Raw genomic sequence first — 19,654 nt, forward strand, 5'->3', positions numbered from 1 at the left:
GGCGTGTTTCGGGGCATTTCGGCGCCCGGCAGAATCCACGGTCCTACCGTGGGAGGTCCGCAGGGGTAGACCGGAGGTTGTCGATGACGGCGATCGTGGTGGTGCTGGGTGCAGTGCTGGTCCTGGGCGTGACCGCCCTCGTCGGTGTGAGGGCCGATGCCGCTCGCCGACGACGGGCCCGCCGGTCGCGGCGCACCGGTCGCACCGCACCGCTGACCATCCACACGGGGTGGCTGCCGATGATGGACGACCCGGTCGCCGCGAAGGCTCCCCGCCACGCCCGACGCTGACGCACCGGTCGGCAGGCGTCAGGCCTGCTCGACCCGCTTGCGCTCGCGGCGCGTGGCCTCCTCGTCGGGCGCGTCGTACGCGTAGCCCCCGTACTGGTTGCCGTCCTTCGCCGGCACCCGGTTGAGGACGAGGCCGAGGATCTGGCCGTTGACCGACTCGAGCGACTGCAGCGTCTGCCCCAGCTGGTCGCGGTCGACCAGACCGGAGCCGACGACGACGATCGCACCGTCGACGAGCTTGGAGATGACCACGGCGTCGGTCACGGGCAGGGTCGGCGGGGCGTCGATGACGACGTAGTCGAAGCGCGCGCTGAGGCTCTGCAGCAGCGAGCGCATCGCGGTGGAGCCGAGCAGCTCGGAGGGGTTCGGCGGGATCGGACCCGCGCCGAGCACCCAGAGGTTGGTCCCGCCGTAGGGCTGGATGACGTCGATGACGTCGGCGCGGTCGATGAGCGCGTCGGTGAGGCCGACCGAGCCCTCGAGACCCATGTACTCCAGCACCTTGGGGCGACGCAGGTCGGCCTCGATGAGGCAGACGCGGGAGCCGGCCTGCGCCATCGTCAGCGCCAGGTTGGCCGTCAGCGTGCTCTTGCCCTCCCCGGCGAGCGAGGAGGTGACGACGATGGTGCGCGGGTGGTTCGCGGCGTCGACGAACTGGAGGTTCGTGCGCAGCGACCGGAAGGCCTCGGCACGCGGCGAGCGGGGGTCCACCTCCACGATGAGCGGGCGCTTCGGGGCGTCGGGGTCGTGGGCGATCGAGCCGAGGAGAGGGGCGTCGGTGACGCGCTTCACGTCCTCCGGGGTCTTGACCGAGCGGTCGAGGGTCTCGCGGAGCACCGCAGCACCCAGGCCGAGGAGCAGGCCGACGACGACGCCCAGGACGATGTTGCGCACCGGCTTGGGGCTGACCGGGGCGGTGGGCGTGGTGGGGGGCTGGACGACGGTGACCTTGACGGGGCTCTTCTCCGTACCGGCCGGGCTCTCGAGCTCGGTGACCGCGGTGGGGAACTCCTCGCCGATGGCCTCGGCGGTGACGCGGGCCCGCTCGGGGTCGGTGTCGCTCACGGCCACGTCGATGAGGACGGTGTCGGGCGGGGTGGTCGCGGTGACGCGGGTGACCAGCCCGGAGGCGTCGACGCCGGCGGCCTGGGCCACCGGGGTGAGGATGCGGGGCGTGGTGAGGAGCTGCGCGTAGGACTTCACCCGCTGCTGGGTGAAGGTGCTGCCCTGGAGGAGGGCGACGCTGTCGTTGGCCCCGGTCGTGGACACGAAGAACTGGGTCCTGGCCTCGTACATCGGGGTCGACAGGGCCGACGCGGCGCTGGAGAGCCCGATGAAGACCAGGACGATGGTGGCGATCACCCGCCACCTCTTGCGCACGACGAGCAGGTAGTCCTGCAGCTCCACGGTTCTCCTCGGATTGCCTCGTTCTTCACGCCCGGGAGCCCCTGCCACACCCGTCACGGCCGCCAGCATCGTAACCGCCCGGCGGCGCGCGAGCCCGACGGCGCGGCGCGTCCGGCTTTGCGGGAGGGGGTCCGTCGTGGATGCTGACCGCCATGGACCTCCGGCGATCCCTCCCCACCATCGGACTGGTCGCCCTCCTGCTCCTCGACCTCGGGCTCGTCGTGTGGGCCCTCTGGCCGGCCGGGACGACGGCGGCCTCGCCCTCCCCGTCGGCGGGCCGCCCGTCCACCTCGGTGTCCTCGTCGGCCTCGCCGAGCCCGAGCGCCAGCGCGAGCGCCGAACCCCCCGCGGCGGCCCGGCCGCTGAGCCGGGTCGTGTCGGCCGCGAGCGCCCAGGTGGTCTGGGCCGCGGGCACCGGCTCGTGCGACGAGCCGGGGAAGGTGCACGTCAGCCGTGACGGCGGCAAGACGTGGCGCTCGCAGGACGCCCCCGGCGCCGTCACCCGCATCCGACCCAACGACGGCCGCAGCGGCTTCGTCATCGGCGGCGACGACCAGTGCCGGCTGCGCCTGTGGAACACCAGCGACGCGGGGGCGTCGTGGACCGACCCCCGCTCGGCGGCCGACGCCTGGGGTCGCGACCCCGACGACGCCACCCGCGTGCACCGGCCCGGGGGCGACCCGGTGAAGCCGTGCCAGGCCGACGCCCGGGTGCTCGACCTCGCCGGCCTGCGCGACGGGGTCGCCTCGGTGGTCTGCAACGACGGCACGGTGCGCACCACCAGCGACGCCGGTGCCCGCTGGACCACCTCCCTCGAGCGCGAGGGCCTGGTCGCCCTGGCCCTCACCGCCCCGGGACGCGGCGCCGTCGCGATCGTCGCCGAGGACTGCACGGGCGTCGCGGTCGCCGCGCTCGCGGGAGGCAAGGTCGGCACCGTCCAGTGCCTCGAGGACGTCGCCCCCCGGCCGGGTCAGGTGTCGGTGTCCGTGGTGGCCGACGCGACGTGGCTCGTCGCCGGTGACACGGTGCTCCGGGCCCCCTCCGCGGACGCCTCCACGGGCACGTTCGCCAAGGTCGGGAGCTGGCCGAAGGGCTGAGGGTCTCGCCCGGGACGCGCCACTCTGCCACGCTGTGCCGGTGGAGCCACGCAGGGTGGCGCCGGTCCTCGGGCTGTGCGCGCTCCTCGCGGCCGACGCCGTCCTCATCAGCTGGGCCTTTCGCGGACCCCCCGCGGAGGACCCCGCCCTGTCGACGACGCGGGTCGCGACGTCGTCGAGCCCGTCGGTCGTCTCGTCCGCGGGCGGGTCGACCGAGCCCGCGACCGCGGTGCGACCGGCGACGGTGACCCGCTTCGCCGCCGCGGTCGGTCTTGAACAGTCCTGGGTCGTCGACGCCGGGACCTGCGCAAAGCCCGGGACGGTCTGGACCACCTCGGACGGCGGTGACTCCTGGTCGCGGGAGGACGCCCCCGGCCGCACCGTGCGGGCCAAGCCCGAGAGGGTCGACCGGGGCTTCGTCACCGGGGGCGACCGCGACTGCACCCTGAGGCTCTGGCAGACGGGTGACGCCGGCCGGTCGTGGAGTGGCGCGCGGTCGGCCGCGGGTGCCTGGTCGCGCGTGCCGTCGGACGACCGCGAGGTCCACGTCCCCAGCGACCAGGTGAGGACGCCGTGCGGCGACGCCGACGTCCTCGACCTCACCACCCTCGACAACCTCCGTGCCGGAGTCCTCTGCGGGAACGCCGAGGTCCGGACCACGACCGACGGCGGGAGGACCTGGGTGCGGGCGTTCACCGACAAGGTCGCCCTCGCCATCGCGCTCGCCGCGTCGGGCCGGGGCGTGGTCGTGCGCACGGAGAAGGGCTGCGCGGGCGTCGTCGCCGTCGCCCTCGAGGACGGGCAGCCATCGACCCGGAAGAGCTGCGTCGAGGTGCCGCCGGTGGAGGGAAAGGTGTCGGTCGCCACCACGGGGACGGCGTGGTGGCTCGTCGTCGGTGACGTCGTGCTGCGCTCCGAGAACGCGGTCGGCCCCTGGTCCAGGACCGGTGCCACTCTTCCCTCGAGCTGACGGAACAATGGCGCGGTGCTCCTCGTCTCCGCCAACGTCAACGGGATCCGGGCCGCGGTGCGGCGCGGCGGCATCGAGTGGCTGGAGGCCGCGGCGCCCGACGTCGTGACCCTCCAGGAGGTCCGGGCCGACGACGACCAGCTGCGGGCGGCGCTCGCCGGCACCACCTTCGAGGGCTGGCACGTCGCGCACGCGCCGGGCGAGGCGAAGGGTCGGGCCGGGGTGGCGGTGCTGTCCCGCCACGAGCCGGTGGAGGTGCGCACCGTCCTCAGCGAGGAGTTCGCCGACTCGGGGCGGTGGGTGGAGTCGGACGTGCCGGTGGGTGACGTCGTCGTCACCGTGGCGTCGGCCTACGTGCACACCGGCGAGGCGCGCACCCCGCGCCAGGAGGAGAAGCAGCGCTTCCTCCGGGCCGTCGGTGACCGTCTCGGCGAGTGGTCGGCACAGGGGCGGCACGCCGTCCTCACCGGCGACCTCAACATCGCGCACACGGTGGACGACCTGAAGAACTGGAAGGGCAACCAGGGCAAGTCCGGGTTCCTGCCGGAGGAGCAGGCGCACCTCGACGGCTGGGTCGACACCCACGGGTTCGTCGACGTGCACCGGGTCCTCCACGGCGCGGGCCCCGGTCCGTACACGTGGTGGTCGTGGCGCGGGAAGGCGTTCGACAACGACTCCGGCTGGCGGATCGACTACCAGATCGCGTCGGAACCGCTGGCGCGCAGGGCTGTTCGGGCCGAGGTCGGCCGGGCGGCGTCGTACGCCGAGCGCTGGAGCGACCACGCACCCGTGGTCGTCGAGTACGCCTTCTGAGGCCTAGGCGTCGCGGGCGGCGGAGGCGCCGGCGGTGACGACGAACGACCTAGGGGCGGTCCAGCCGCGCTCGGCGAAGGCGGCGGCCACCGCGGTCGCCACGTCCTCGGCGTCCGACTCAGGGACGAGGGCGATGCTCGACCCACCGAAGCCGCCGCCCGTCATCCGGGCGCCGAGGGCACCGGCCGAGCGGGCCGCCTCGACCGACACGTCGAGCTCGACGCAGCTCACCTCGTAGTCGTCGCGCAGCGAGGTGTGCGAGGCGTCGAACAGGCGCCCCACCGACTCGAGGTCGTCGGCCTCCAGGGCCTCGACCGTGGCGCGGACCCGGGCGATCTCGGTGACGACGTGGCGGGCCCGGCGGACCTGCTCGTCGTCGGCGAGGCGGGCCAGGGCGTCGTCGAGGTGGTGCGGGTCGACGTCGCGCAGCGAGTCCAGGCCCAGGGCGGAGGCCGCGGCCTCCGACGCCCGACGGCGCGCCTCGTACTGCCCGTCGTTGAGGGCGTGGGCGGCGCGGGTGTCGGTGACGAGCAGGACGTACCCGGCGCCGTGGCCGGCCAGGTGGAACGGCACGTGCGACGTCTCGCCGGAACGGCAGTCGAGCAGGAGGGCGTGGCCCTCGCGGCACAGCAACGCGGCCGACTGGTCCATGCCTCCGGTCATCGCCCCGGCGACCTCGTTCTCGGCGCGCACGCAGGCGGCGGCCAGCCGCGCGCGGGAGGCGTCGTCATCGAGGAGGTCGAGGCCGAACAGGTCGCTGGCGGCGGCGCCGACGGCGCACTCGAGGGCCGCCGACGACGACAGGCCGGCACCGAGCGGGACGTCGCTGTCGACGGTGACGTCGAGGCCGCGCACCTCGTGGCCCTCCTGGCGCAGCGCCCACAGCACCCCGGCGACGTACGCGGCCCAGCCCGAGGGTGACCGGGGCCCGACGGTGCCGAGGTCGACCTCGACGCGCTCCCCGGCCTGGGCCGAGTGCACCCGCAGCAGGTCGTCGTCACGCGCCGTGGCGGTGGCGGTGGTGCGCTGGGGGAGCGCGATCGGCAGCACCAGCCCGCCGTTGTAGTCGGTGTGCTCGCCGATGAGGTTGACGCGGCCCGGAGCCGACCACACCCCTGCGGGCGGGGTCCCGAAGACCTCGAGGTGGACGTCCACGGCACTCGTCATGCGAGTGAGTCTAGGGATCGGACCCCTGACAGAATGAGGGCATGTCCACCCCCGCGACCGGCCCTTCCGCACGCCCGCGCATCCTCTCGGGGATGCAGCCGACGAGCGACTCGCTCCACCTCGGCAACTACCTGGGTGCGCTCGTGAACTGGGTGGGCCTCCAGCGCGACTTCGACACCTACTACTTCGTCGCCGACCTCCACGCCCTCACGGTCCCGACCGACCCCGAGGTGCTCCGCCGCCGCACGCGCATCACCGCGGCGCAGTTCATCGCCGGCGGCGTCGACCCCGAGGAGTCGGCGGTCTTCTGCCAGAGCCACGTGCACCAGCACGCCGAGCTCGGCTGGGTCCTCGCCTGCCAGACGGCCATGGGCGAGATGAACCGGATGACGCAGTACAAGGACAAGACCGCCAAGGGCCAGAACGCCAACGTCGGCCTCTTCACCTACCCGGTCCTCATGGCGGCCGACATCCTCATGTACGACGCGGCCTACGTGCCCGTGGGCGAGGACCAGCGCCAGCACCTCGAGATCACCCGCGACCTCGCGGAGCGGATGAACGCGCGGTTCGGCGAGGTCCTGCGCGTGCCGGAGCCGTACATCGTCAAGGAGTCGGCCAAGATCATGGACCTCCAGGACCCCACCTCGAAGATGAGCAAGACCAGCTCCACCGAGAAGGGCATCCTCGAGATGATGGAGGACCCCGCGAGGCTGGCGAAGAAGCTGCGCTCCGCGGTCACCGACACCGGCTCGGAGATCCGCTTCGACCCGGAGACCAAGCCCGGGGTGTCGAACCTCCTCGTCATCCACTCGGTGCTGTCCGGCACCAAGGTCGCCGACCTCGAGGCCGAGTTCGCCGGCCGCGGCTACGGCGACCTCAAGAAGGCCGTCGCCGAGGTCGTCGTCGAGGCCGTGACGCCGTTCCGAGAGCGGATGACCGAGCTGCTCGACGACCCCGCCGAGCTCGACCGCATCCTGGCGCGGGGGGCGGAGCGGGCGGGCCTCATTGCCCAGGCCACGACCACCCGGGTCAGGGACGCGATCGGCCTCCTCCCGGGAGCGCGGTAGGGTCCCTGACCATGCCCGTCCACGGCGTCGCCGTCACCGTCCCGGAGCCCTGGGGAGCGCAGCTGCAGGACGCGCGAGAGGACTTCGGGGACCCCATGGCCTCGGCCATCCCCCCGCACGTCACGCTCCTGCCGCCCACCGCCGTCGAGGACGGTGCGCTCGAGGAGTTCCTCGCCCACCTCGCGTCGATCACCGCCGGCACGGAGCCGTTCGACATGGTGCTCTCGGGGACCGGGACGTTCCGGCCGGTGTCGCCGGTGGTGTTCGTCCAGGTCTCGCAGGGCATCGCCGCGTGCGAGGAGCTCGAGAGCGCGGTGCGCTCGGGCCCCGTGGAGCGGACCCTGGAGTTCCCGTACCACCCGCACGTCACCATCGCCCACCACCTCGCGGAGCCGAGCCTGGAACGGGCCTTCGACGAGCTCGCCGACTTCCGGTGCTCGTTCCGGGTCGACACCGTCGAGCTGTACCTTCACGACGACGACGGGGTGTGGCGCGTCGTGCGCTCGTTCCCGCTCGGCGCCGACCACGCCTGAGGCCGGGTCTCCCGTCCTTCAGGCGGCCAGGGCGGTGCGCTTGCGCACGGCGTCGTAGTGGCCGACGAGCTCGTCGGTGAGCACCGCCCAGGTGCGGCCGGCGACGCGTTCGCGCCCCGCGTCCCCCATCCGGTGGCGGAGGGCGGCGTCCTCGACGAGGCGGGCGACCGCGAGCCCGAGGGAGCCGGGGCCGACGGGGTCGAAGAGCAGGCCGGTGCGGCCGTGGTCGACGAGGTCGAGCGGTCCACCCCGGGCCGGCGCGACGACGGGCAGCCCGGAGGCCGCGGCCTCCTGGAGCGTCTGGCCGAAGGTCTCGCGGGTGCCGGTGTGGACGAAGACGTCGAGGGCGGCGTAGGCGTCGGCGAGGTCGGTTCCGGAGCGGTGGCCGAGGAAGAGGGGTTCGGGGGCGAGGGCGGTGCTGGCCACTCCCCGGAGCAGGTGCTCGGTCGCGTCGCGTCCGGGCCCGTCGCCGACGACGACGAGCCGGGCCCCGGGGGTGCGCACGACCTCGGCGAGACGCCCGAGCTCCTTCTCCGGCGCCAGGCGACCGACGTACCCGACGAGCACCTCACCGTCCGGGGCGAGCCGAGCCCGCAGGTCGGTGACGCGCGGGGAGGGACGGCGGTCGGGGTGGAACAGCGCGGCATCCACCCCGCGGGCCCACAGGGCGGTGCGGGGGACGCCGTGGGCGCGCAGCTCGTCGAGGGTGCCGCGCGAGGGGGCCAGCGTCCGGCCGGCGAGGGAGTGGACGCGGCGCACCCAGCGCCAGGCGGTGCTCGACGCGCGCGGTCCGACGGGGCCGACGTGCTGCGCGAGGTAGGCGGGCACGTCGGTCTGGTAGACGGCGACCGCCGGGATGCCGAGGTGGGCGGCGTCGCGCAGGGCCCTGGCTCCGAGGACGAACGGCGACGCGACGTGGAGGACGTCCGGGGCGAACCGGGCGAGGACGTGCCGCACCTCCCGCGTCGGCAGGCCGGTGGGGAAGCTGCGCACGCTCACCGACGGGACGGTGGCCACGCGGTGGCCGGCGAACCGGTCCGGGGCGGGGCGAGGGGAGACGACGAGGACCTCGTGGCCGAGGGCGCCGAGCTGCTCGGCCACGCGGCACACGCTCGTCGTCACGCCGTTGACGGTGGGGAGGAACGACTCGGTGGCGATCGCGACCCGCATGGTCATGACCATCCCGTGGCCCGGCGCGCCGTCGGTGACGTCCGGGTGGGTGGCGGGTGAAGGTCCGGTGACCAGATAGCCTCGCGTGCCATGCAGGACATCCGCGGGTTCTGGGCCGTCGTGCCCGCCGGTGGTGCGGGGACGCGGCTCTGGCCGCTGAGCCGGGCCGCCCGTCCGAAGTTCCTCCTCGACCTCACCGGCAGCGGCCGCACCCTGCTCCAGGCGACGGTCGACCGGCTCGAGCCGCTCACCGGCGAGCGGGTGGTCGTCGTCACCGGCGCTGCGCACGCGTCGGCGGTCCGCGAGCAGCTGCCGGGGCTGGCTGCCGAGCGCGTGCTGGCGGAGCCGTCGCCGCGCGACTCGATGGCGGCCATCGGGCTCGCGGCCGCGGTCGTCGAGCGCGAGGACCCGGACTCCGTCATCGGCTCGTTCGCGGCCGACCACGTCATCCCCGACGCCGAGGCCTTCCGCACGGTGATCCGCGAGGCGGTCGACGTCGCGCGTGACGGGCACCTCGTCACCATCGGCATCGAGCCGACCTTTCCCGCGACCGGGTTCGGCTACATCCGGGCCGGTTCGCCACTCGAGGGTGCGCCGACGGCCCTGCACGCGGTCGAGTTCGTCGAGAAGCCGGATGCCGAGCGAGCTCGCGAGTACGTGGAGTCGGGCGAGTTCCGTTGGAACGCAGGGATGTTCGTCGTGCGGGCCTCGGTGCTGCTCGACCTGCTCGGCCAGTGGCACCCGGAGCTCGCGGCCGGGGTGCGCGCCATCGCGGCCGACCCCTCGCGACTCGACGAGCTGTGGCCCGACCTGACGAAGATCGCCATCGACCACGCCGTGGCCGAGCCCGCTGCCGCTGCCGGGCACGTCGTCGTGGTGCCGGCAGCGTTCGGCTGGGACGACGTCGGCGACTTCGCGAGCCTGGCGACGCTCCTGCCCGACGCGGGTGGGCTGCGCGTCCTCGGCGAGGCGGGCGACATCACGGCGGTCGACGCCACCGGGGTCGTCGTGGCGACGGGTGGGCGGCGCGTGGCCGTCGTGGGGCTCGACGACGTGGTGGTCGTCGACACGCCGGATGCCGTGCTCGTGACGACCCGGGCGCGGGCGCAGGAGGTCAAGGCCGTCGTCGACGCCCTCAAGGCCGAGGGCCGCACCGACCTCACCTGACCTCGACCCCCGGCTCAATCCGGTCCTACCGCCTGGTACGTGGGGTGATCACCCCACGTACCAGGCGGTAGGACGCGATGGAGGGGCGTCAGACGGCGTCGCGGCGGAGGTAGGCGGCGCGGCCGGCGAGCACGAGGGCCGCGGCCACCGCGAGGAGGACGAGCGCCGGCACCGCCTCGAACGACCCGCCGGGCAGCTGCGACACGTGGGCGAACGGCGACGCGTCGACGACCCACGAGGGCAGGTCCATCGTCGGGCCGAGCTCGCCGACGACGAACGCCACGAGGAGGACGCCCCACGTCAGGGGCGCGAACCGCGGCACCGCCCCGGCGAGGAGCGCCGCCATCCCGACGACGACCCAGACCGCCGGCAGCGTGGCGAGCGAGGCCCCGAGGACCGGGCCGAGCGCCGGGGCGTCAGGCGTGGCGGCCGGCCCGACGATCCCGACCGTGGTGCCGAGGACCGCCATGAGCAGGGCCGGGAGGCCGAGGGCGACGGCCACGTGGGCGGCGTACCAGCGGGTCCGGCTCGTCGGCGTGGCGAGCACGAGCTCGCCCAGGCCTCGGCGCTCGGCGGCGACGAGCCGCAGCACCAGCGCCACGCCTGCGGCGGCGACGGCCGCGGCGACGAACCGGACCTCGGTGGCGACGTAGACGTCCTCGACGCCCCCGGCGCTGCCGGCGAGGCGGTCGAGCATGTCGCGCACCGCCGGGTCGTTCGCCAGGTCCGCGACGGAGGCGAGCAGGCCGCCGACGACGACCCCGCCCACGAGCATCCCCACGGTCCACCCGATGACGGTGCCGCGCGCCTGCCGCACGACGAGCCCCAGCGCCCCGGACAGCAGGCGACCACCACGCTCAGGGCCGCCCCGCGCCGGGATGATGCCCGCGCCCAGGTCGCGGCGGTCGAGCACCGCGACGCCCGCCGCCACACCCACCGCCAGCGCCACGACCCCGAGGGCGAGGACCCAGAGCCGGTCGGCCCCGAACGCCTCGACCCGCCCGGCCCAGCCCAGCGGCGAGAGCCACCCGAGCGCATGGAGGGCGTCGTCAGCCGGTACCGAGTCGCCGACGGCGCGCACCGCGTAGGCCGCGCCGAGGAAACCGAACCCGAGCCCGGCGGCACCGCGCGTCGTCGACGCCAGCTGCACCGCGAGCGCCGTCATCCCCACGCTCGCCAGGCCTGCCGTCAGCCAGGCGACCCCGAACGCCACCGACCCGCGCGCGTCCATCCCCAGCCCCACCAGCCCCGCGGCCGAGATCCCGCTCGCCAGCAGCACCGCGACCACCCCCACGGCCACGGCGGCCGCGAGCGGTGCCCTGCGCCCCACGACCCCGGCGCCGACGAGCTCGAGCCGGCCCTCGTCCTCCTCGGTGCGGGTGTGCCGGCGCACGACGACGAGGCCGAGGACGGCGGTGAGGAAGGCGCCCATCATCACCGTCTTGAGGACGGCGAGGGCATCGGCGGTGTGGGCCGACACGGGCCCGTACAGCGCGACGACGCCGGGGTTGGCCAGCACCCCGCCGAGTCCCGCGGCGGCCGAGGCGTCGTCGGGGTAGAGGGCCAGGGTGGCCTGCGCCGAGCCGACCGACAGCAGGACCAGGCCGAGCACGCTCGCGGGGAGCAGCACGCGGTCGCGGCGGAACGCCAGGCGCAGCAGCTCGCCGGTGCCCTCGAGCCCGCCGATGGAGCGGCGGCGGAGCGACGCGGCCGGGGTCGGTGCGGTCGCGGCGGTCATGCCGGCTGCACCTCCCGGGTGTCGTAGCGCGAGAGGAAGAGCTCCTCGAGCGTCGGCGGCTGGCAGGTGAGGCCGGTGACGCCTCGGCTACCCAGGGCGGCGACGAGCTCGCCGAGGTGCGCGGCCTCCACCGAGCAGGTGAGGGTGTCGCCCTCGACGGCGACGTCGTGCGTCCCCGGCCAGGAGGCAATCTCGGCGAGGGAGGGCGCGTCGCGCAGCACGGCCCGCACGCGGGTGCGGGTGAGGTGGCGCAGCTCGGCGAGGCTGCCGGTGTCGACGACCTGTCCGGCGCGCACGATGCTCACCCGGTCGCAGGCGCGTTCGACCTCGCTGAGGATGTGGCTCGACAGCAGCACGGTGCGGCCCCGGGCGCGCAGGGCCGCGAGCTCCTCCTGGAAGACCTGCTCCATCAGCGGGTCCAGGCCGGAGGTGGGCTCGTCGAGGACGAGGAGCGGCACGTCGCTCGCCAGCGCCGCGACGAGGGCGACCTTCTGGCGGTTGCCCTTGGAGTACGCGCGGCCACGGGTGCGCTCGTCGAGGGCGAACCGCTCGACGAGGTGGCGGCGGCGCTCCTCGTCGAGGCCGCCGCGCAGCCGGCCGAGGAGGTCGATCACCTCGCCGCCCGAGAGGCTGGGCCACAGGACGACGTCGCCGGGGACGTAGGCGAGCAGGCGGTGCAGCTCGGTGGCGTCGCGCCAGGGGTCCTGGCCCAGGACCGTGGCCGAGCCGCCGTCGGCGCGCAGCAGCCCGAGCAGGATGCGGATGGTCGTGGACTTGCCCGAGCCGTTGGGGCCGAGGAAGCCGTGGACCTCGCCCTCCCGGACGGTGAGGTCGAGCCCGTCGAGGGCGGTCGTGCGCCCGAAGGTCTTGCGGAGGTCGTGCACCTGCACCACGTCGGTCATGGTCGTCACGCTACGCCTCGTTCAGAAGTTTGTGAACGATGTAAAGTGAGGCCATGCCGACCCGCCGCGCCGCCGCTCCCGAGGTCCGTGTCGGCGACGGCACCGACGGCACCGGCGCCGCCGACGCACGGTTCACCGACGTCGTCGAGCACCTCGGCGGGGCCTTGGCCGAGGCCGGCCTGTCGCGCCTGCCGGCCCGGGTGTTCGCGGCCCTGATGGCGACCGAGGACGGCCGGCTCACCGCCGCCGACCTGGCCCGCGTCCTCGAGGTCAGCCCCGCCGGGGTCTCGGGCGCGGTGGGCTACCTCCTCAACGTCCGGATGATCCGCCGCGAGCGGGAGCGCGGCTCGCGGCGCGACGTCTACGTCGTCCTCGACGACGCCTGGCACGACGTCCTCATGCAGAAGGACCAGATCTACGCGCCGATCCTCGCCGCCCTGCTCGAGGCGCGCGACGAGGTGGGCGCGGGCAGCCGCGCGGGGGAGCGGATGCAGCTGTCGGTGGAGTTCCTCGAGTTCGTCCAGCGCGAGATGGACGACCTCGCCCGCCGGTGGGACGAGTACAAGGCGAGCCGCGCCGCATCCTCCTGAGTGCCGCTGCCTCGTGCGGGTCGAGGTGAAACGTGACCCTCTCGTGGTGGTGTTTCACCTCGAACCGGCGGAGGGGGTCGGTCGCCCACGAGTAGACTCGGCCGCCTGATGAACGACGATGCCCTTCTCGCCGCCCTCGGCGAGCGCATCTCCCACCTCGCAGCCGAGCTCATCGACGTCCGCCGTGACCTCCATGCCCACCCCGAGCTGTCCCGTGAGGAGACGCGCACGACCGATGTCGTGGCCCGCCGACTCGACGCCTCCGGTGTCTCCGTCCGCCTCATGCCCGGGACCGGGCTCCTCGCCGAGGTCGGTGCCCCCGAGCCCACCCACCGCGTCGCGCTGCGCGCCGACATCGACGCGCTGCCCGTGCGTGAGCGCACCGGTCTCGACTTCGCGTCGACCACGCCGGGCGTCACCCACGCCTGCGGCCACGACGTCCACACCGCCGCCCTGCTCGGCGCGATGCTCGCCCTCAAGGAGTGCGAGGCAGCACTCGTGGAGCGCGGGATCGCCGTGCGCGGCATCTTCCAGGCGGCCGAGGAGATCATGCCCGGCGGCGCGCTCGAGGCCATCACGGCCGGCGCCCTCGACGGCGTCGACGTCGTCTTCGCCGTGCACTGCGACCCCACGCTCGACGTCGGCGAGGTCGGCCTGCGCGAGGGTGCGCTGACCGCGGCCTGCGACCAGGTGGCCGTGTCGCTGCACGGTCGCGGCGGACACACCTCGCGCCCGCAGCTCACCGAGGACCTCACCTACGCGCTGGCCAAGGTCGTCACCGACGTGCCCGCGGTGCTCTCCCGTCGCCTCGACCCGCGCACCGGCACCGCCCTCGTGTGGGGCACCATCAGCGCCGGCCGCGCGCCCAACGTCATCCCCTCCACCGGCGAGTGCCGCGGCACGCTGCGGATGCTCGACGCGCAGGCCTGGCTCACGGTCGGCCCGCTGCTCGAGGAGATCGTCCACGGCGTCGTGCAGCCGTACGGCGTGCAGGCCAAGGTCGAGCGGGTCAAGGGCGTGCCGCCGGTGGTCAACTCGGCCACGGGCATCGAGGCCTTCCGGCTCGCGTCGCTGGCCGGCGGCATGCACCCGGTGCCGACGACGCAGTCCCTCGGTGGCGAGGACTTCTCCTGGTACCTGGCCCACACCGACGGGGCGATGGCGCGGCTCGGCACGCGCACCCACGGCGGGCCCACGTTCGACCTGCACCAGGGCGACCTCGTCGTCGACGAGCGCTCGATCACCCTCGGGGCCCGGCTCCTCGCCTCCGTGGCGGTGCTCCGCCGCGGCCGCACCGCCCGCCCCGACGACAGCACCCTGGAGGCGACGTGAGCTCCGACGGCCCCACCGGTACAACCCCTGACGTCGACTGGGACGCCCTGCACGCCGAGGCGGTCCGGATGACGACGCTCTCGTACGCGCCGTACAGCGGCTTCCCCGTCGGGGTGGCGGGTCTCGTCGACGACGGCCGCATCGTCTCGGGCTGCAACGTCGAGAACGCCGCCTACGGGGTCACCCTGTGCGCCGAGTGTGGGATGGTCTCCGAACTGCACAAGACCGGCGGCGGCGTGCTCGTGGCCGTCAGCTGCGTCGACAAGAACGGCAACGCCCTGATGGCGTGCGGCCGGTGCCGACAGCTGTTGTGGGAGAACGGATCTCCCGAGACGCTGGTGCAGACGCCGGAGGGCGTGCTGACGATGGCCGAGGTGCTCCCGCAGGCGTTCGGCCGCGAGACCCTCGACGCCGTCTCGCCCGTCCGCACCTGACCGGCCAAACCCGGCTGGGGGCTCGGACACGACGCGCTCGGCCCCTGCCATGATGGCCCGATGAGCGAAGCCTTCGATGCCGTCGACGTCATCACCCACAAGCGTGACCGCCGTGAGCTGTCCGACGACGAGATCCGCTGGGTCATCGACGCCTACACGCGTGGAGCCGTCGCCGACGAGCAGATGAGCGCCCTCGCCATGGCGGTCCTCCTCAACGGGATGAACCGCCGCGAGATCTCCATCTGGACCGCGGCGATGATCGCCAGCGGCGAGCGCATGGACTTCTCCGGTCTGTCGCGCCCCACCGCCGACAAGCACTCCACCGGCGGCGTCGGCGACAAGATCACCCTCCCGCTCGCGCCCCTCGTCGCGGTCTTCGACGTCGCCGTCCCGCAGCTGAGCGGCCGCGGCCTGGGCCACACCGGCGGCACCCTCGACAAGCTCGAGTCGATCGCCGGCTGGCAGGCCTCCATCACCAACGAGGCGATGATGCGCCAGCTCGAGGACGTCGGCGCCGTCATCTGCGCGGCCGGCTCCGGGCTCGCTCCGGCCGACAAGAAGCTCTACGCCCTGCGCGACGTCACCGGCACCGTCGAGGCGATCCCGCTCATCGCCTCCTCGATCATGAGCAAGAAGATCGCCGAGGGCACCGGCGCCCTCGTCCTCGACGTCAAGGTCGGCAGCGGCGCCTTCATGAAGAACCGGGAGGACGCCACCGAGCTCGCCCGCACGATGGTCGACCTCGGCACCGACGCCGGAGTCAACACCGTCGCCCTCCTCACCGACATGGCCACGCCGCTCGGCCTCACCGCGGGCAACGCCCTCGAGGTCCGCGAGTCGGTGGAGGTCCTCGCCGGTGGCGGCCCGGCCGATGTCGTCGAGCTCACCGTCCGCCTCGCCGAGGAGATGCTCGAGGCAGCGGGCCGGGGCGGCCAGGACGTCGCCGCCGCGCTGGAGGACGGCCGCGCGATGGACGCCTGGCGCCGGATGATCGCGGCCCAGGGCGGCGACCCCGACGCCCCCTTGCCCGTCGCCACCGACACCCACGAGGTGCGGGCCGGTGCGTCCGGTGTCCTCTCCGGGCTCGACGCGTTCGCCGTGGGCGTCGCCGCGTGGCGGCTCGGTGCGGGACGCGCCCGCAAGGAGGACCCGGTGCAGGCGGGCGCCGGCATCGAGATGCACGCCAAGCCGGGCGACGCCGTGCGCGAGGGCGACGTCCTGCTCACCCTGCACACCGACACCCCCGAGCGCTTCGAGCGCGCGCAGGACGCCCTCCAGGGCGCCATCACCATCGCCACCGACGGCACCCCGGTGGAGCGCACGCCCATCGTCATCGACCGGATCGCCTAGCTCGACCGGGCCATGGCCGTGGCGTCCGCGCCGTCATAGCGTCGGGGTCACCACCCCGGCCACCGGGCGGGGGTCTGCAGGGAAGGGGCGCAGGCATGCCTGAGTTCATGGACGTCCACCGCGGCATGGTCGGCATCACCGAGGAGGGACTGAAGGAGGCGCACGACGCCGACCTCGCCATCCAGGACGACGAGGCGGTGGTGTTCAAGCAGGCGTGGGCCGACCCCACCCTCGGCATCGTCTACTGCCTGTCGGAGGCGCCGAGCCGGGAGGCCGTCCAGCGCATCCACGCGCGGGCCGGGCACCCCGCCGACGAGATCCACGAGGTGCCGCTCAGCGTGTGACCGGGGCCCGGAGGACGCCACCGCGCCCGGCGCTAGGGTGAGGCCGTGTCCGACCCCACCGCTGCCGTCGCCGTCCCCGCCACCGTCGTCTCGCGCGCTCCGAAGGCGCTGCTGCACGACCACCTCGACGGAGGGCTGCGGCCCGCCACGGTCGTCGAGCTCGCCGAGGCCGCGGGCTACACCGACCTGCCGACCACCGACCCGGCCGCCCTGGGTGCCTGGTTCCGCGACGCCGCCGACTCCGGGTCGCTCGAGCGCTACCTCGAGACGTTCTCGCACACCGTCGCCGTCATGCAGACCGAGGAGCAGCTGACCCGCGTCGCCCGCGAGTGCGCCCTCGACCTCGCCGCCGACGGTGTCGTCTACGCCGAGTCGCGCTTCGCCCCCGAGCTGCACATCGAGGGCGGGCTGTCGCTCGAGCGGGTCGTCGAGGCGGTCCAGGCCGGCTTCCGCGAGGGTGAGCAGGAGGCGGCGGCCGCCGGCACGCCCATCCGGATGCGCACCCTCCTCACGGCCATGCGGCACGCCGCGCGCAGCCGTGAGATCGCCGAGCTGGCCGTGGCGTACCGCGACCGTGGGGTCGGCGGCTTCGACATCGCCGGCGCCGAGGCCGGCTTCCCTCCCACCCGCCACCTCGACGCCTTCGAGTACCTGCGCCGCGAGAACGCGCACTTCACCATCCACGCCGGCGAGGGCTTCGGCCTGCCGTCGATCTGGGAGGCCATCCAGTGGTGCGGGGCCGACCGGCTCGGCCACGGGGTGCGCATCGTCGACGACATCGAGGTCGATGCCGATGGTGGCGCGCCCACCCTCGGCCTGCTCTCGGCGTACGTGCGCGACTGCCGCATCCCGCTCGAGATGTGCCCGAGCTCGAACATCCAGACCGGCGCCGCGGCCTCGGTGGCCGAGCACCCCATCACGATGCTCAAGGACCTGCGGTTCCGCGTCACGGTGAACACCGACAACCGGCTCATGAGCGGCACGTCGATGTCGCGCGAGATGCAGCTGCTCGTCGACGAGGCGGGCTGGAGCATCGAGGACCTGCGCTGGGCGACGATCAACGCCCTGAAGTCGGCGTTCCTGCCGTTCGACGAGCGGCTCGAGATCATCGAGCACGTCGTCAAGCCGGGCTACGCCGCCCTCGGCGCCCACGCCTGACCCGCCCCTGACCCCACGGGTCAGGCGCCCGCGAGCCGGCGACTTCGTGCGACTTGGGTGCGGTTCTCCGACCTCGGCAGGCGGAAACCCGTACCGAAGTCGCACGATGTCGCGGTCTAGGGGTGGGGGAGGAGGGGGTCGGCCGGGAGGACGCGCGCCCGCAGCCGCTCCTCGCGCCACAGCCGCTCGAGGTCTCGCCGGCGCCGCTCGGCGATGATCGCCGCGAGGACGACCTCCGGGTGGTGGCCCGCGGGAGGCGGCGGGCTGACGTGCGGCAGCATCGTGCGCAGCAGGTCGACGCCCAGCCGGTGGCGCGAGTCGGGTGACAACGACGGTGCGCGGGAGAGGAACTGGCGCACCGCGACCGTGAGCCCGGAGGGCAGCGAGGTGATGTCGGCGTTCACGGCCCACTGCTGCATCGAGTAGTGCATGATCGGCGGCGCCGTGAGCCGCAGGCTGGCGCGCTGCGACACCACGACGGTGCCGGCAGCCATGTCTCCCAACCGTTTCGCGCGCGGGTGGATCATCGCGACGATGAGCGCCGGCGCCCCCAGCAGCAGGTAGATCTCGACGAAGCCGACGAGGGACCGCACGATGGCGTGGCGCGCCGTGAGCGGTCCTCCGTCGTCGCGCACGACCCGCAGCCCGAGCGCCAGCTTCCCCAGGGTGCGCCCGCGGGTGAACGTCTCGACCGCCGCCGGGAGGACCATGAGCACGATCGTGCTCCAGAGGATGGAGACGATCCCGATGAGCGCGTCCGACGCCGATCCGAGGGCCAGGCCGAAGACGACGAAGCCGCCGACGAGCAGGACCAGGGCGATGCCGACGTCGATGGCACCCGACGCCATCCGGGCGGCCACGCTGGCGGCGGGCACCTCGACGGCGACGCCCTCACCCGTGACGAGGTCGTCGCCCGCGTAGCTGCGATAGCCCCCGTGGTCGCTCACGCGGCGAGCCTAACCCGCGATCGCGGGCGGGGTCCTCGGGTCGGGCCCACGGCGTCGGGGCTTCGGGTTACGCTCGCCGCGTGGACCTCGACGCCTACCTCACGGTGCACCAGCCGCAGTGGCGTCGCCTCGAGGAGCTGTCCTCGCGACGCCGGCTCAGCGGTGCCGAGGCCGACGAGCTCCTCGACCTCTACCAGCGCGTCAGCACCCACCTGTCGGTCGTGCGGTCGGCGAGCCCCGACCCGTCGGTCGTGTCGTACCTGTCGTCGGTCCTGGCCCGGGCGCGGGTCGCGTCGTCGGGCGCCCGGTCGTCGACCTGGGCCGACCTCCTCGGCTTCTTCACCCGCACCTTCCCGGCCGCGCTCTACCGGACGCGGTGGTGGTGGGGGACGACCGCCGTCCTCAGCGTGCTGCTCGCCAGCGCCGTCGCGTGGTGGGGGCTGAACCACCCCGAGGTCTGGGAGTCGCGGATGACGCCCGCCGAGATCGACGCGTACGTCGGCACCGACTTCGAGAACTACTACTCCGAGTTCCCGCACGGCGAGTTCGGAACCCTGGTGTGGCTCAACAACGCCCGCGTCGCCGCGCTCTGCATCGCGCTCGGGACGCTGGGGCTCCCCGTGCTGTGGATCCTCGGCCAGAACGTCTCGGCGGTCGGCGTCGCGGCGGCCCTGATGATCTCCAACGACCGTGGTGCCCTGTTCTTCGGGCTGATCCTCCCGCACGGCCTCCTCGAGCTCACCGCGGTGTTCGTCGCGGCGGGAATCGGGTTGCGGCTGTTCTGGTCCTGGATCGAACCCGGGCCGCGCAGCCGGCTCGAGTCGTTCGCAGCGGAGGGGCGCACCGCCATCGCGATCTCGCTCGGGCTCGTCGCGGTGCTCCTGGTCAGCGGCTTCATCGAGGGATTCGTGACCCCGTCGGGCCTGCCCACGTGGGCGCGCATCGCCATCGGGGTGCTCGCCGAGTCGCTGTTCCTGGCGTACGTCTTCGTCGTCGGTCGCCGGGCCGCCCGCGAGGGCGTCACCGGTGACGTCCTGGCCCGTGACGCCGGCGACGTCGCCCCCGTCAGCGCCGCCTGAGAACCGGGTCGCGGTCGTCCGACCTTCTGCGCCATCTCTGGTACGGCGCAGAACCTTGCCGGTGGCGCGGGTACATCCGCGTCATCGAGGAAGTACTGC

Annotated in this window: 20 protein-coding genes; 14 read left to right on the plus strand and 6 right to left on the minus strand. The window is 74.0% G+C overall.

Annotated features, from left to right (window positions below; genetic code table 11):
- Positions 1–83: 83 nt before the first annotated feature.
- Positions 84–290 (plus strand): hypothetical protein, encoded by a 207-nt coding sequence (locus tag ACFLFB_RS05610; RefSeq protein WP_392544722.1) that lies wholly within the window; start codon positions 84–86, stop codon positions 288–290.
- Positions 291–308: 18 nt separating this feature from the next.
- Here the strand turns inward: ACFLFB_RS05610 and ACFLFB_RS05615 are convergent, their stop codons facing one another.
- The gene (locus tag ACFLFB_RS05615) at positions 309–1,697 is read right to left on the minus strand and encodes a polysaccharide biosynthesis tyrosine autokinase (RefSeq protein ID WP_392544723.1); all 1,389 of its coding nucleotides are present in this window, start codon (positions 1,695–1,697) and stop codon (positions 309–311) included.
- Positions 1,698–1,849: 152 nt separating this feature from the next.
- Between ACFLFB_RS05615 and ACFLFB_RS05620 the strand changes: the two genes are divergently transcribed.
- From ACFLFB_RS05620 to ACFLFB_RS05630, 3 genes are read left to right on the plus strand one after another with little or no spacing between them, the layout of a single operon-like run.
- On the plus strand, positions 1,850–2,794 hold the full coding sequence (locus ACFLFB_RS05620) for a WD40/YVTN/BNR-like repeat-containing protein (protein ID WP_392544724.1): 945 nt from the start codon (positions 1,850–1,852) through the stop codon (positions 2,792–2,794).
- A gap of 40 nt (positions 2,795–2,834) precedes the next feature.
- Complete coding sequence (locus ACFLFB_RS05625; RefSeq protein ID WP_392544725.1) at positions 2,835–3,764, plus strand: hypothetical protein; 930 nt, start codon at positions 2,835–2,837, stop codon at positions 3,762–3,764.
- Positions 3,765–3,779: 15 nt separating this feature from the next.
- Positions 3,780–4,577 (plus strand): exodeoxyribonuclease III, encoded by a 798-nt coding sequence (locus tag ACFLFB_RS05630; protein ID WP_392544726.1) that lies wholly within the window; start codon positions 3,780–3,782, stop codon positions 4,575–4,577.
- A 3-nt stretch (positions 4,578–4,580) separates the two neighbouring features.
- On the opposite strand, the gene galK is transcribed toward ACFLFB_RS05630, so the two are convergent.
- Complete coding sequence (gene galK, locus ACFLFB_RS05635; protein ID WP_392544727.1) at positions 4,581–5,744, minus strand: galactokinase; 1,164 nt, start codon at positions 5,742–5,744, stop codon at positions 4,581–4,583.
- A 41-nt stretch (positions 5,745–5,785) separates the two neighbouring features.
- On the opposite strand from galK, the gene trpS reads away from it, so the two are divergent.
- Together trpS and ACFLFB_RS05645 are read left to right on the plus strand one after the other, a co-directional pair.
- Positions 5,786–6,811 (plus strand): tryptophan--tRNA ligase, encoded by a 1,026-nt coding sequence (trpS, locus tag ACFLFB_RS05640; protein WP_392544728.1) that lies wholly within the window; start codon positions 5,786–5,788, stop codon positions 6,809–6,811.
- An 11-nt stretch (positions 6,812–6,822) separates the two neighbouring features.
- Positions 6,823–7,344, plus strand: a complete 522-nt coding sequence (locus tag ACFLFB_RS05645; protein ID WP_392544729.1) for a 2'-5' RNA ligase family protein — start codon at positions 6,823–6,825, stop codon at positions 7,342–7,344.
- An 18-nt stretch (positions 7,345–7,362) separates the two neighbouring features.
- Here the strand turns inward: ACFLFB_RS05645 and ACFLFB_RS05650 are convergent, their stop codons facing one another.
- Positions 7,363–8,520 (minus strand): glycosyltransferase family 4 protein, encoded by a 1,158-nt coding sequence (locus ACFLFB_RS05650; RefSeq protein ID WP_392544730.1) that lies wholly within the window; start codon positions 8,518–8,520, stop codon positions 7,363–7,365.
- 84 nt (positions 8,521–8,604) lie between these two features.
- Here ACFLFB_RS05650 and ACFLFB_RS05655 point away from each other — a divergent pair, with 84 nt between their 5' ends.
- Positions 8,605–9,681 (plus strand): mannose-1-phosphate guanylyltransferase, encoded by a 1,077-nt coding sequence (locus ACFLFB_RS05655; protein ID WP_392544731.1) that lies wholly within the window; start codon positions 8,605–8,607, stop codon positions 9,679–9,681.
- An 88-nt stretch (positions 9,682–9,769) separates the two neighbouring features.
- Here ACFLFB_RS05655 and ACFLFB_RS05660 read toward each other — a convergent pair whose 3' ends face one another.
- Together ACFLFB_RS05660 and ACFLFB_RS05665 are read right to left on the minus strand one after the other, a co-directional pair.
- On the minus strand, positions 9,770–11,419 hold the full coding sequence (locus ACFLFB_RS05660) for an ABC transporter permease (protein ID WP_392544732.1): 1,650 nt from the start codon (positions 11,417–11,419) through the stop codon (positions 9,770–9,772).
- Positions 11,416–12,321 (minus strand): ATP-binding cassette domain-containing protein, encoded by a 906-nt coding sequence (locus ACFLFB_RS05665; protein ID WP_392544733.1) that lies wholly within the window; start codon positions 12,319–12,321, stop codon positions 11,416–11,418. Before ACFLFB_RS05665 ends, ACFLFB_RS05660 begins: the two co-directional genes overlap by 4 nt.
- A 53-nt stretch (positions 12,322–12,374) precedes the next feature.
- Between ACFLFB_RS05665 and ACFLFB_RS05670 the strand changes: the two genes are divergently transcribed.
- From ACFLFB_RS05670 to ACFLFB_RS05695, 6 genes are all read left to right on the plus strand, one after another.
- Complete coding sequence (locus tag ACFLFB_RS05670) at positions 12,375–12,911, plus strand: GbsR/MarR family transcriptional regulator (protein WP_392544734.1); 537 nt, start codon at positions 12,375–12,377, stop codon at positions 12,909–12,911.
- 108 nt (positions 12,912–13,019) lie between these two features.
- Entirely contained in the window at positions 13,020–14,243 is a 1,224-nt protein-coding gene (locus ACFLFB_RS05675) for an amidohydrolase (protein WP_392544735.1), read from the plus strand.
- Complete coding sequence (locus ACFLFB_RS05680) at positions 14,240–14,677, plus strand: cytidine deaminase (RefSeq protein ID WP_392544736.1); 438 nt, start codon at positions 14,240–14,242, stop codon at positions 14,675–14,677. Before ACFLFB_RS05675 ends, ACFLFB_RS05680 begins: the two co-directional genes overlap by 4 nt.
- 60 nt (positions 14,678–14,737) lie before the next feature.
- Complete coding sequence (locus ACFLFB_RS05685; RefSeq protein WP_392544737.1) at positions 14,738–16,027, plus strand: thymidine phosphorylase; 1,290 nt, start codon at positions 14,738–14,740, stop codon at positions 16,025–16,027.
- Positions 16,028–16,122: 95 nt separating this feature from the next.
- A complete protein-coding gene (locus ACFLFB_RS05690) occupies positions 16,123–16,371 on the plus strand; it encodes an SCO4226 family nickel-binding protein (protein WP_392544738.1) in 249 nt (82 codons plus the stop codon).
- Between the two features lie 45 nt (positions 16,372–16,416).
- On the plus strand, positions 16,417–17,529 hold the full coding sequence (locus ACFLFB_RS05695; protein WP_392544739.1) for an adenosine deaminase: 1,113 nt from the start codon (positions 16,417–16,419) through the stop codon (positions 17,527–17,529).
- Between the two features lie 116 nt (positions 17,530–17,645).
- Here ACFLFB_RS05695 and ACFLFB_RS05700 read toward each other — a convergent pair whose 3' ends face one another.
- Complete coding sequence (locus ACFLFB_RS05700; protein ID WP_392544740.1) at positions 17,646–18,476, minus strand: RDD family protein; 831 nt, start codon at positions 18,474–18,476, stop codon at positions 17,646–17,648.
- A gap of 80 nt (positions 18,477–18,556) precedes the next feature.
- On the opposite strand from ACFLFB_RS05700, the gene ACFLFB_RS05705 reads away from it, so the two are divergent.
- Positions 18,557–19,555 carry a stage II sporulation protein M gene (locus ACFLFB_RS05705; protein WP_392544741.1) on the plus strand — a complete coding sequence of 333 codons (999 nt, stop codon included), beginning with the start codon at positions 18,557–18,559 and terminating at the stop codon, positions 19,553–19,555.
- The last annotated feature ends 99 nt before the right edge of the window (positions 19,556–19,654 follow it).

Source organism: Oryzobacter telluris (assembly GCF_043099285.1).
In the GTDB taxonomy this organism is placed as follows: Bacteria; Actinomycetota; Actinomycetes; order Actinomycetales; family Dermatophilaceae; genus Oryzobacter; species Oryzobacter telluris.